We start from the raw sequence: 13,208 nt of genomic DNA on the forward strand, positions 1-13,208 counted from the left end.
CCGCTTGAAGTTTTGAATGGGAAACAATCAGATAAAAACGATAAGCACAAAGAAATGATTAAAGCAAAAGCCGCAAGAATACAAACCAACAAACGCGAAATGTGCTGCTTCGGCAGTTTTTAACTATTCTAAGCAATTTTACAAAAAAAGGGGTCCGAAAAAATTTTAGCGGCTGCTGCAAAAAATTTTTAAAATCCTCTGTTTGGTTTCCTGCTTGGTAGTTACACCATTACCATTTTCACTTGCTGGATATCCGGACAGAACATTATAGAAAGTTCACGGAAGTTGCAGGGCACCATTTGGTTATCACCTAAGCATATTATCGCGTCTGCACATTACATTTGCCCCATGCGAAGAATAGCAGTTGCAAAAGGAGATGGCATAGGCCCGGAAATAATGGATGCCGTATTAAAAATATTTTACGAAGCAAAAGTTCCGCTGGAGTATGTAAACGTTGACATGGGTAAATGGGTTTTTGATAAAGGCTACAATACAGGCATGACGCCCGAAGCTAAACAAACCATTGAAACGGTCGGTATTTTATTTAAAGGGCCGATGGAAACGCCTAAAGGCAAAGGCGTGAAAAGCATCAATGTTACCGCGCGCAAAACCTGGAACACGTATGCCAATACAAGAAACTTTCAAACCCTGCATGGCGTGGATACGGTTTTCAGCAAAGCCGGCATTCCGATTGATATAACTGTTGTGCGGGAAAATATTGAAGACACGTATGGCGGCATTGAGCACATGATCACCAATGATGTGGCCATCAGCCGCAGGATCATTACCCGCCCCGGCAGCCTGCAGGTGATTAAATATGCATTTGAAATGGCGCGCAGGAAAAAAGCACGCCGCATAACCTGTGCGCATAAAGCCAACATTATGAAGATAACCGATGGCTTGTTTCTTGAAGTTTTCCAGGAAGTGGCCAAAGATTATCCTGATCTTAAAGCTGATGATGTAATCGTTGATGACCTCTGCATGAAACTGGTTACAAAGCCTGATACGTTTGATGTAATTGTCTTAACTAATCTGCAGGGCGATATTGTAAGCGATCTCTGCGCCGGTTTAATTGGCGGCTTAGGATTTGCTCCATCCGCCAATATAGGCGATCATATCTGCATATTCGAAGCCGTGCATGGCACAGCGCCGGATATTGCCGGTAAAAACATTGCCAATCCCACCGCTTTATTGTTAAGCGGTATTGGCATGCTGCGCCATCTTGGTTTAATGCAAAGTGCCACCATGATTGAAAATGCCTTGCTCTATACATTGGAACAGGGCGTTCATACCGGCGACTTTGGCAACAAGGCCATTCCGCCTGTTGATACCACGCAATTTGCAGAAGCCATCATCAGTAACTTTGGAAAACAACCGGAACAAGGCGCTAAGCCGCCGGCAGAGAATGCCCCGGCCACCGAAACAAAATTTGCGCTGGATAAAAATATCATGCTTGAATCAAAAGAAACAGCCCCTGAAAACATTATTGGCGTTGATTTCTTTATTGAAAGCGATGAACAGCCAGCTGAAATTGCCAATAAATGCCTGCGGCATGGGGGCGTAAAATTCAGGCTCATTAATATCAGCAACCGCGGCACACAGGTTTGGCCAACCGGTTCGGTTTATACAACGCTCGTTAACCAATACAATGTGCGTTTCGAAAGCATTGACGATACACCGCTTAAACAGCAGGATATATTAGGATTGTATGTAAGCCTTAGCGGCGATTTCAAAATTTGTTCATCAGAATTATTACTGATGCTGGGTGATAAACGGGCTTATAGCCTGGCGCAGGGGCAATAGAAAAGTCAACGTTAAACCGTTTTTATTTTTATGTAACCAGCTAAAGTAATTCATGGCATCTTCGTTGTGTCACTCCCTTGTACAGCATATTTTCATGGCAACACTATTTTAACAGAAAAAACATTTTACTTGAACGGATCAACATCAAATAACGAAACCCCGGCCCCCCTCTCCAAAGGAGAGGGGCCGGGGGTGAGATCTCATTTATTATTAAAGGCCCTTCGTAAAGAAAAAGTTTCCCGCCCGCCTGTATGGATGATGCGGCAGGCAGGCCGTTATCTCCCCGATTATATCAGGCTTCGCGATAAATACGATTTCTTTACCCGTGTACAAACCCCGGAACTCGCAACGGAAATAACCTTACAGCCCGTGCATCAAATAGGCGTTGATGCGGCCATCATCTTTTCAGATATTCTTGTTATTCCGCAGGCAATGGGCATTGAGGTTCTGATGGAAGAAGGTAAAGGCCCGTCATTGCCTAAAACTATCAAATCAAAAAAGGATATTGATGCGCTCAATGTTTCAAATGCTGCCGCTCATTTAAAATATGTATTAGATGCCTTAACGCTTACCAAAAAAGAATTAAATGGTTTGGTTCCTTTAATTGGCTTTGCCGGTGCCCCCTGGACGATCTTTTGTTATATGATAGAAGGCAAGGGTAGCAAAACCTGGGAAAAGGCCAAACAGTTTGCTTACACCGAACCGGCACTGGCGCATCAGTTGCTGCAGAAAATAACCGCCATTACCATTGATTATTTAAAAGCGCAAACAAAAGCCGGCGCCGATTGTGTGCAGGTATTTGATAGCTGGGCCGGCAGTTTATCGCCGGGAGATTTTAAAACATTCGCACAGCCTTATCTCATACAAATTGCAGATGCCCTAAAAGATGATGCGCCTGTTATTCTTTTTCCCAAAGGCACCTGGTATGCGTTGGAAGACCTGGGCAAATCATCTGCATCTGCCATTGGTTTGGACTGGACAGTTTCACCCAAACAGGCAAGGGCATTTACCAGCAACAGCATCACATTACAAGGCAATTTCGATCCGGCAAAATTGCTGGCGCCCATTCCACAGATAAAACAATGGGCAAAAGAAATGATAGATGCTTTCGGTGCCCAAAATTATATCGCCAACCTTGGCCACGGCATTACGCCAAACATTCCGGTTGACCATGCCAAAGCATTCGTGGAAGCAGTGAAAGAATATGTTGTCTGAACGGGGGGATTCCAAACGATAAGTGGATTTAGCGGATTACTTTGTACGCTGCCGTACCTGCATTGTTCGTTTTCGAACAGTTTTTACTATAACCTGGTTTTTAAATTGTTGTAATAGAACATTTTATGCGCTGGCATACCAGTTGAACAAAAACCTGACGTATAAAACACCTGTTATGTTCCGCAATCACTTTAAAACCGCATGGCGCAATCTGATGAAGTATAAATTTATTTCCTTCATCAACCTGTTTGGCGTAACCATTGGCTTAACCTGCTGCCTGCTTATTCTTACTTATATCCTGAACGAATTAAGCTATGATAAGTACAATAAAAATGCGGATAATATTTATCGTGTAACACGAACTTTTTACAACAGCAATGGTGAAGCTACATTAAACCTCAGCACCGTATCGCCACCATTTGGATATTATTTTCCATCTGAGTTTCCCGAGATACAAAAAATGACGCGGCTGTTAAATAATGGCAATACGCCGCTTCGTTATAAAGACAAGCTGATAAATAAACCGGATGTTTATTTTGCAGATGAAAATTTGTTTAATGTATTTACAGTTGATGTTTTAAAAGGCAATCCTAAAACTGCACTGAACGATCCTTTTTCTGTAATGCTTACCGAAGAAACAGCCCGGAAATATTTTGGCAATGAAGATCCCATTAATAAAGTGCTGCGCGCCAACAACCAGTTTGATATGAAAGTAACGGGCGTATATAAAGATTTCCCTGCCAATGCGCATATACATCCGCATATACTGGTATCGTTCAATACGCTGAAAGATTCAGCCGTGTATGGCGAAGAAGGCCTGCGTATAAACTGGCGCAATAATTCTTTCTTTACTTACCTGCTGCTGCCGCCGCATTATAATGCGGAAAACCTGAAAGCAAAATTCCCTGCATTTCTTGATAAGCACATGGCCGGCGAGTATGATGGCCAGAAGCCTTCCAGGTACACAAAGCTTGACCTGCAAAAATTAACCGATATACACCTCTACTCCCATACAGATTATGAAGCAGAACCCAATGGCGATATAAAGCGTGTTTATATTTTTTCTGTTATTGCACTGGTGATCTTATTAATTGCCTGCATCAATTACATGAACCTTTCCACAGCGCGCTCTGCTTTACGCGCAAAAGAAATTGGCATACGGAAAGTAGTAGGTGCACGTAAAAAGGAGCTGGTTATGCAGTTTTTATGTGAATCTGTTTTATTAACCTCGACAGCGATATTAATTGCATTTGCCTTATTATATTTCACATTGCCATGGCTTAATAAGGTATCAGCCCAAACGCTTTCTGTAAATGTTTTATTCCGGTGGCAGATACTTGTTCCGCTTATTTTATCGCCGGTTATTATCGGTATTTTATCAGGCATTTATCCTGCCTTGTTTATGTCGTCTTTCCAGCCTGTAAAAACTTTGAAAGGCTTGTTTAAGGCAGGTGGCGGCAGTATTAATTTCAGGAAAGCGCTTGTGGTAACACAGTTTGCCATTTCTATCATATTGATCATAACCACCATCATTGTGTTTCAGCAACTGCGTTATATGCAAAATGCATCACTGGGTTATTATAAAGAACATTTGCTTACCATGCCCTATTATGCGCCATTGAATGATCAATATGAATCATTCAGAAACACTTTATTGCAAAATCCAAACATAAAAGATGTTGGCCGTTCATCAAGAATACCTACCGGCAGGCTGCTCGATGGCTTGGGCGCCAAAGCGCCCGGTAATGATTCAACGGCCCCTGTAAAAGCAGATATACGCTACGTTGCCACCGATTATGATTTTATTTCAACATACAGCATACCGATGGCTGCCGGCAGAAACTTTAACCGAAGCTATGGCACAGACACAGCAGGGTTTATTCTTAATGAAGCTGCGGTTAAAGCAGTTGGCTGGAAAACGCCGCAGGAGGCCATTGGTAAAGCTTTTATTTATGGCAACCTTAACGGGCATATAATCGGTGTTATGAAAGATTTTCATTTTGAGTCATTGCATCAGGCTATTGCGCCAATCATTTTTTTTATGCCTTCAGCTGTGTCCGGTCAATCTTTCTATGGCAGGATTTCAATAAAAATTTCAGGGCAAAATATTGCTTCCGCATTAACCGCAATAAAAAATACCTGGCAGAAATATCTTCCTGATTTTCCTTATCAACCAACGTTTCTTGATGAAAATTTTGAAAGGTTATATGCTTCAGAACAAAGGCAGGAAGCCATCTTCACCACCTTTGCCTGTCTTGCTGTTTTTATTGCCTGCCTTGGTTTATTTGGCCTTTCGGCTTTTTCTATTTCACAGCGCGTAAGAGAAATAGGCGTACGCAAAGTGCTCGGTGCAAATACAGGCAGCCTGGTAACATTATTATCCAAAGATTTCCTTAAGCTGGTATTAATAGCCGCAGTAATCGCTTTTCCCGTGGCATGGGTATGCATGCATAAGTGGCTGCAGGATTTTGCTTATCGCATTAACATTGCGTGGTGGGTTTTTATTGTTGCCGCTATTATAGCCATGCTCATTGCATTAGCCACCATAAGCTTCCAGGCTATTAAAGCAGCCATGGCAAACCCGGTGCAATCATTAAGATCGGAGTAAACAGCTATTTAATTTAGTTAAGAAAATCTTTTACTATTCAACAGAATAATTCTATGCTCAATGCAATAATCCTGCAAATTGAGTTTTGAATATTGTGCATTGTTGATTGAATATTATAACCAGCTCCTTAAGCAATTATTCATCATATACATAAAAGGGCAAAGCCCTTATAATTAAAAATTATAAAAGCTTTGCGTGCACGATTAAACCAAAAATTTAATCTTGTTGTTGCTATAACAAAATATAAGAAACTTATTTCAATGAGAAAGAAGAATCTGGTTTTGTAGTATCGCTTGGCGTTGTATCGTTTAAGATATACGCTTTGTTGTCAACAGGAAGCTTAGCGCTGTTGTTTGAATTTGCTACAGCTATACCCATTGCACTCATTACTACTGCTGCGGAAAAAAGAATTTTTTTCATAATTACTTCTCGCTTTAAGATTATTTAATTAATTCCTGGATTTTACCCGTTATTCTTATTTCAATAAGAAAGAAGAGTCTGGTTTTGTAGTATCGCTTGGCGTTGTATCGTTTAAGATATACGCTTTGTTGTCAACGGGAACTTTAGCGCTGTTAGAATTTGCTATTGCTATGCCCATTGCACTCATTACTACTGCTGCGGAAAAAAGGAATTTCTTCATAGTTTTAATTTTTTAAGATTAGTAAATAAAAACACTGCCTCAAAACATCATTCTATTTCAATAAGAAAGAAGAATCTGGTTTTGTAGTAGTAGTATCGCTTGGCGTTGTATCGTTTAAGATATACGCTTTGTTGTCAACAGGAAGCTTAGCGCTGTTGTTAGAGTTTGCTACGGCTATGCCCATTGCACTCATTACTACTGCTGCGGAAAAAAGGAATTTCTTCATAATTAAATTGTTTTTTAGTTATTAAAAGTTTAGCGGCCATGTCAATACAAGTACTTTGCCAGTTTTTTATAAACCCGTTTTTTTAATAGTTTAAAAAAAAGCGGACAGCCGGGCACGGTAAAACAATTTCACCAATATGAGTATGTAAATAATTGAGACAGTGTTAATAATGCATCATTTATTTTATCATGATATAATTAAAATAATATGAAATAAAAAATTCTCTTTAGCTTTTATAACTTAGCATAATATGGCTTTTAAACTATCAGCGCCTTATACACCTGGCGGCGATCAGCCTGAAGCAATACGCAAGTTAACAGAAGGGATTAATAACGGAGAGCAATATCAAACCCTGTTAGGAGTTACAGGCAGTGGCAAAACCTTTACCATGGCCAATGTTATTCAGCATGTTCAGCGCCCCACTTTGGTATTAACGCATAATAAGACCCTGGTGGCGCAATTGTATGGCGAGTTCAAACAGTTTTTTCCGGATAATGCGGTCGGCTACTTTGTTAGCTATTACGATTATTACCAGCCCGAAGCTTATATGCCCGTAAGCGATGTGTACATTGAGAAAGACTTAAGCATTAACGAAGAGTTGGATAAACTGCGTTTGCAGGCCACCAGCGAACTGCTTACAGGCCGCAGGGATATTATTGTTGTAGCCAGTGTGAGTTGCATTTATGGTATTGGTAATCCCACAGATTTTGAGAATGGCATTGTGCGCATTGCAAAAGGGCAAACCATTTCAAGACAGGGCTTCCTGCATGCACTGGTAAACAGTTTATATAACAGAACCCAGGTTGAATTTAAACGCGGCACTTTCCGCGTTAAAGGCGATACGGTTGATATTAACCTGCCTTATGTAGATTATGGTTACCGCATCAGTTTTTTTGGCGATGAGATTGAGGAAATAGAAACCATTGATGTACATACCAATAAAAGAATGATGAAGGTGGAGAATGCCGCCATCTTTCCTGCCAACTTATACCTTGCTCCAAAAGATATGATGCAAACCATTTTGTACGAGATACAGGATGAGATGCGTTTGCAAACCGAATATTTTAAAAGCATTGGCAAATTAATAGAGGCGCAACGTTTAAAGGAAAGGGTTGAATATGACCTGGAGATGATACGGGAGCTTGGCTTTTGCAATGGCATAGAAAACTATTCAAGGTTTTTCGACAGGCGGCAGCCCGGCACAAGGCCATTCTGCCTGCTGGATTATTTTCCAAAAGACTTTCTTACGATCATTGATGAAAGCCACCAGACCGTACCGCAGATTGCCGGCATGTATGGCGGCGACAGAAGCCGTAAGCTTATATTGGTTGAATACGGTTTTCGCCTGCCATCCGCATTGGATAACCGGCCTTTAAACTTTCATGAATTTGAAAATATAACGGGTCAAACGGTGTATGTTAGCGCAACGCCCGGCGAGTATGAACTGGAAAAATGCGGCGGTGTTGTTGTAGAACAGGTGGTAAGGCCAACCGGTTTGCTGGAGCCGCCTATTGAAATCCGCCCATCCGTAAACCAGATAGACGATTTATTGGATGAAATTGATAAACGGGTTAAAAAAGGGGATCGCGTTTTGGTAACCACTTTAACCAAGCGCATGGCTGAAGAGATGGATAAATACCTGCAGCGCATCAGCATTAAATCAAAATATATACACAGCGATGTTGATACGCTGGAACGCGTGGAAATATTAAGGCAGTTGCGTTTAGGTGACATTGATGTGCTGGTTGGCGTAAATCTTTTGCGCGAAGGCCTCGATCTTCCCGAGGTCTCCCTGGTTGCTATTCTTGATGCAGATAAAGAAGGGTTTTTGCGTAATGAAAGATCGCTTACGCAAACAGCCGGCCGTGCTGCACGCAATGCGGACGGGCTTGTAATTTTTTATGCAGATACGATTACCGAAAGCATGCAAAAAACCATTGATGAAACCAACCGCAGGCGGGAAAAACAGGTTGCTTATAATGCTGAACATAATATCATTCCGCGTACCATAAGGAAAACAAAAGAGAATGTATTTGCGCAAACATCTGTGCTTGATATAAAAGGCTTCGATGCAAAAAATCCTTATGCCATACAAGGCGATGAAGATATTGTGGTAACAACTGCCGCTGAAGAGCAGGCTGAATATAAAACCATACCGCAGATGGAAAAAGCCATCAGTAAGGTTAAAAAAGAAATGGAAAAGGCTGCCCGCGATTTAGATTTTATGGAAGCCGCAAGGCTGCGTGATGAAATGTTCCGCATGCAGAAAGAACTGGAAGCAATGAAGTAACTTTCAACAATTACATTAGCCGTTTACTTCAGCTTAACAAGTTCGCAGGTTCATTTGTTGGGCGCATTTCAAATTTTCGCTTCATGCGCGGCACTCCGATCGGTGAGACACCGACCGGTAGCGGGTTCTGCAGGTGGGTGTCACCACCCACCTGCGAAAATTTGAAATACACCCCATTTGTTTACGGGTTTAAGATTGTGGCTTAAATTAGCGACATTGAAATATTTATTTACTTATCGTTCACGCCTTCTATAAACAAGGAATAATATTATGCAAACGCCAAAACTTTTACCGCAAACACTATGTGCATGCCTTATATGTTTGATGATACTGGCATGTAACAACAAACCTGCTTACGACACGATCATCCGCAACGGGCTTATTTATGATGGCAATGGCGGCGATCCTTACAAGGCCGATATTGGCATTAATGCAGACACCATCGCATTCATCGGCGATTTAAAAGATATCCCGGCGAAAAATGAAACGGATGCCAAAGGCAAAGCCATTGCACCGGGTTTTATTAATATGCTTAGCTGGGCTACAGAAACATTAATACAGGATGGCCGTTCGCAAAGCGATATACGGCAGGGCGTAACGCTTGAAGTGATGGGAGAAGGCACCAGCATGGGGCCTTTAAATGCATCCATGAAAAAACAAATGCAGGAAGGCGAGGGCGATATAAAGTATAAAGTGGAATGGAATACTTTAGGTGAATATTTAAGCTATCTTGAAAAGAAAGGCATTAGCTGCAATGTGGCTTCATTTATTGGGGCCGGAACCGTGCGCACCTATATTGTGGGTGAAGATGACCGCGCTGCCACGCCTGCCGAATTAGACAGCATGCGCCTGCTGGTTGACCAGGCCATGCAGGAAGGTGCAATGGGTGTGGGCTCTTCGTTAATTTACCCGCCGGATTTTTTTGCCAGCACAAATGAACTGGTTGCTTTATGTAAAGAGGCATCCAAATATGGCGGCATGTATATATCACACATGCGCAGTGAAGGCAATAAGCTGAATGAAGCGGTGAATGAATTAATAACGATTGCAAGGGAAGCCGATATTCCTGCTGAAATATATCACCTCAAGGCAGCCGGAAAGGGCAATTGGTATAAGATGGACAGCGTTATCAAGCAGGTTGAGGCGGCCCGCGCTTCAGGCCTTAAAATAACGGCTGATATGTACACCTATCTTGCTGGCGCAACCGGCATGACGGCTGCATTCCCACCGTCTTTGCAGGATGGCGGTTTTGGAAAATTATGGCAACGCCTGCATGATGCTGCCATACGAAAACAAATGGCAAAAGCCATGAATACTGATGCGAAAGACTGGGAAAATTTATACTACGGCGCCGGCGGTGCAGATAATGTTCTGTTGCTTGGCTTTAAACAGGATTCCCTCAAAAAATATACAGGTAAAACCCTGGCCGCAGTTGCAAAACTGCTTGGCAAAACGCCCGAAGAAACTGCTATGGATTTAATTGTTGAAGACAGCACAAGAATTGGCGTAGCTTATTTTATGATGAGCGAAGACAATATAAAAAAACAAATCGCTTTGCCCTGGGTAAGTTTTGGCAGCGATGAAGGTTCCTATACCAACGAGGGCGTTTTTCTTAAATCCAATGCGCATCCCAGGGCGTATGGAAATTTTGCGAGGGTATTGGGTAAATATGCAAGAGATGAAAAAACGTTGAGCCTGCAGCAGGCGGTTTACCAGCTTGCCAAGCTGCCTGCCACCAATCTGAAATTGAAAAAACGAGGCGAATTAAAAGCTAGCAATTATGCTGATATAGTGGTGTTTGATCCTGTCACCGTAACGGATCATGCCACGTATGAAAAGCCGCACCAGTATGCAACAGGCGTAACGGATGTGTGGGTGAATGGTGTGCAGGTTTTGAAAAATAATGAACATACGGGCGCAACGCCGGGGCGTTTTATTAAAGGGCCGGGATATAAACAGTAACAGGCTTTATCTTTTATGCTTATGCAGGATTTACGTTGCGCCATTCAAACTGCCGAAAGAATTTTATGTATCAAATTTGTTCTCCCATTCATTGGATAAATGCTTCGCTTTGTCCAATACATATTTTTCAAGGCTGGTCTTGTATTGCTTTAATGTTGCAGCCACCTGTTCATCTGAAGTGCCGATTATCTGCGCTGCAATAATGCCGGCATTCTTTGCCGCATTCAACGCCACCGTGGCCACGGGAACGCCATTTGGCATTTGCAGGATGGAAAGCACAGAGTCCCATCCATCAATAGAATTGGAAGATTTTACCGGCACGCCAATTACCGGCAAAGTAGTAAGGCTGGCTACCATGCCGGGTAAATGTGCGGCGCCTCCGGCGCCGGCAATAATGGCTTTTAATCCGCGACCTGCGGCCCCGGCAGCATATTCCACCATACGCATGGGTGTGCGGTGGGCAGATACAATAGTTAACTCAAACGGGATATTAAATTCTTTTAAAATGGCGGCGGCATCCTGCATAATTTTCAGGTCGCTGTCGCTGCCCATTATGATACCGATGATTGGTTGATTAGTTGCCATATTGATGTATTAAAGGAAAGATTATAAATATATCAGCTTATTACTTTTAAACTGTTTTTTATACGATGCACTTTTTTGAGCAAATCGGTTTTGTTTGCACTCATAATAGTTACATGTCCCATTTTTCTACCGGGCCTGGTTTGTGTTTTTCCATAGAGATGGATAAATGTATTGTTCATACTTAATACCTCATCTATACCCTCATATATGGCCGGCCCGCTATACCCTTCTTCTCCCAACAGGTTTACGATTGATGATGGCAGAATGGCGTCGGTATTGCCCAGCGGATAACCTAACATGATGCGCCATAACATATCATACTGGCTGCAATAACTGGCCTCAATGGTATGATGCCCGCTGTTGTGCACCCGTGGCGCCGTTTCATTTACAAGCACCTTGCCATTGTCATCAACAAACATCTCAATGGCAAATAAGCCGGGGCTGTTGAAGCGCTTTACCAGCGTTACTGCAATGCTTTCCGCTTCTTCCAGAATTGATGCGGGCAGGTCAGTTGGCGAAACCTGGTAATCGAGCAGGTTTAATGCCGGGTCAAATACCATTTCCGTTGCCGGATAAACAGCCGTATATCCTTTATCGTTCATCGCTACCATTACCGCGATCTCTTTTTGTATGTTCACCATCTTCTCTAACACAGATGGTGCATTAAACCCTTTGCCTATGGCCTCCGGATTTCTTATTACCTGCACGCCTTTGCCATCATAACCGCCTTGTCCTATCTTATGCACCGCCGGTAAAAAATCAGCATGACTTTTTACATCTTCCAGGTTTTGCGTAATGATGAAATCAGGTGAAGGAATAGCCTGTTGCTTATAAAATTCTTTTTGTGTTACCTTATTTTTTATCATCCTGATCACCGCCGGCCTGGGATACACTTTTACGCCTTCGCTTTCCAGCTTTTCCAGGGCCTCTACATTCACCGCTTCTATTTCTATGGTTATTGCATCAAGGCCTTTGCCGAAATGATATACTGTATCAAAATCTCTGATATCGCCTTTTATAAAATGATGGCATAAATACGCTGCAGGGCAATGTTCATCATTTTCTAAAATATATGTTTCCACTGCATAATTGGCGGCAGCCTGCAACAACATGCGGCCTAATTGCCCGCCACCAAGGATGCCTGCCCTGAGCGGAGCCGAAGGGCTTTTTGCAATGGATGCTGTTTGCGGAACGGATGAAGATTGAGCGGAGTCGAAATCCTTGTATTTGCTATGCGACATATTCTGACATTGTGATAAAAGCTGCAATTTGTGAAAATTTTGCTCAATCAATGCTTTCTTTTTTGCTCTTGACCAACCTCTTAATTGCTGTTGCCGCTTTATGGCGTCGGGTAAAGTTGGAACGGTTTCATAATACATCATTTTAACAGGCGTGCGCATATTGGTGAATTCATACATGCCTTCATTGTGCAGCCTGAAATCTTTTATCAGGTCATTGGCTAACCCGATAAAATAAGCATCGTCGCAGCATGTAAGTATATAAACAAAATATTGTTCCTGCATAAACCTAAAGTAAAAAATTATTTCGACTACGCTCAATAATATATATCCTTCGGCTCCGCTCAGGACACCTCTGTACAACTTCAAAATTTATCGCTGCCTTTATCATACCACAGGCCGGCTTGGCCCGAATGTTATTGACTTTAGCTGCCATAGCCCAACATGCATCAGGCATCAATTTTATATGTTGATTTCTCCTCATTCAAAAATCATCTTAACAGCCCTTCGCAACGAATAATTCTTTACTTTGCCGCCAATTAATGTACCATAAGTTTTCATAATGTTTGAAGCATTAGTGAAGGGATTAATTTTAGGCTTGCTGTTAAGTGTGTCTGTTGGTCCTGTAATTTTTTCTATCC

General features: G+C 42.2%; 10 protein-coding genes. 5 read left to right on the forward strand and 5 right to left on the reverse strand.

What is annotated here, in order from left to right; genetic code table 11:
• Window positions 1-348: 348 nt before the first annotated feature.
• From QM629_RS17490 to QM629_RS17500, 3 genes are all read left to right on the forward strand, one after another.
• Window positions 349-1,803, forward strand: coding sequence for an NADP-dependent isocitrate dehydrogenase (locus QM629_RS17490; RefSeq protein WP_415161184.1), 1,455 nt, complete (start codon window positions 349-351; stop codon window positions 1,801-1,803).
• Window positions 1,804-1,932: 129 nt separating this feature from the next.
• On the forward strand, window positions 1,933-3,018 hold the full coding sequence (hemE, locus tag QM629_RS17495) for a uroporphyrinogen decarboxylase (RefSeq protein WP_415161185.1): 1,086 nt from the start codon (window positions 1,933-1,935) through the stop codon (window positions 3,016-3,018).
• Window positions 3,019-3,193: 175 nt separating this feature from the next.
• Window positions 3,194-5,626 (forward strand): ABC transporter permease, encoded by a 2,433-nt coding sequence (locus QM629_RS17500; protein WP_415161186.1) that lies wholly within the window; start codon window positions 3,194-3,196, stop codon window positions 5,624-5,626.
• A gap of 252 nt (window positions 5,627-5,878) precedes the next feature.
• Here the strand turns inward: QM629_RS17500 and QM629_RS17505 are convergent, their stop codons facing one another.
• The 3 genes from QM629_RS17505 to QM629_RS17515 are packed head-to-tail and all read right to left on the reverse strand — an operon-like array spanning window position 5,879 to window position 6,492.
• Window positions 5,879-6,046, reverse strand: coding sequence for a hypothetical protein (locus QM629_RS17505; protein ID WP_415161187.1), 168 nt, complete (start codon window positions 6,044-6,046; stop codon window positions 5,879-5,881).
• A gap of 55 nt (window positions 6,047-6,101) precedes the next feature.
• Window positions 6,102-6,266, reverse strand: coding sequence for a hypothetical protein (locus QM629_RS17510; protein WP_415161188.1), 165 nt, complete (start codon window positions 6,264-6,266; stop codon window positions 6,102-6,104).
• Between the two features lie 52 nt (window positions 6,267-6,318).
• Entirely contained in the window at window positions 6,319-6,492 is a 174-nt protein-coding gene (locus QM629_RS17515) for a hypothetical protein (protein WP_415161189.1), read from the reverse strand.
• A gap of 250 nt (window positions 6,493-6,742) precedes the next feature.
• Between QM629_RS17515 and uvrB the strand changes: the two genes are divergently transcribed.
• Complete coding sequence (gene uvrB / locus QM629_RS17520; RefSeq protein WP_415161190.1) at window positions 6,743-8,782, forward strand: excinuclease ABC subunit UvrB; 2,040 nt, start codon at window positions 6,743-6,745, stop codon at window positions 8,780-8,782.
• A gap of 270 nt (window positions 8,783-9,052) precedes the next feature.
• Entirely contained in the window at window positions 9,053-10,744 is a 1,692-nt protein-coding gene (locus QM629_RS17525) for an N-acyl-D-amino-acid deacylase family protein (protein ID WP_415161191.1), read from the forward strand.
• Window positions 10,745-10,807: 63 nt separating this feature from the next.
• Here the strand turns inward: QM629_RS17525 and purE are convergent, their stop codons facing one another.
• On the reverse strand, window positions 10,808-11,329 hold the full coding sequence (gene purE / locus QM629_RS17530) for a 5-(carboxyamino)imidazole ribonucleotide mutase (protein WP_415161192.1): 522 nt from the start codon (window positions 11,327-11,329) through the stop codon (window positions 10,808-10,810).
• A gap of 32 nt (window positions 11,330-11,361) precedes the next feature.
• Complete coding sequence (locus QM629_RS17535; RefSeq protein WP_415161193.1) at window positions 11,362-12,852, reverse strand: 5-(carboxyamino)imidazole ribonucleotide synthase; 1,491 nt, start codon at window positions 12,850-12,852, stop codon at window positions 11,362-11,364.
• Between the last annotated feature and the right edge of the window lie 356 nt (window positions 12,853-13,208).

The sequence above is a fragment of the Parafilimonas sp. genome, assembly GCF_047606085.1.
GTDB lineage: Bacteria > Bacteroidota > Bacteroidia > Chitinophagales > Chitinophagaceae > Parafilimonas.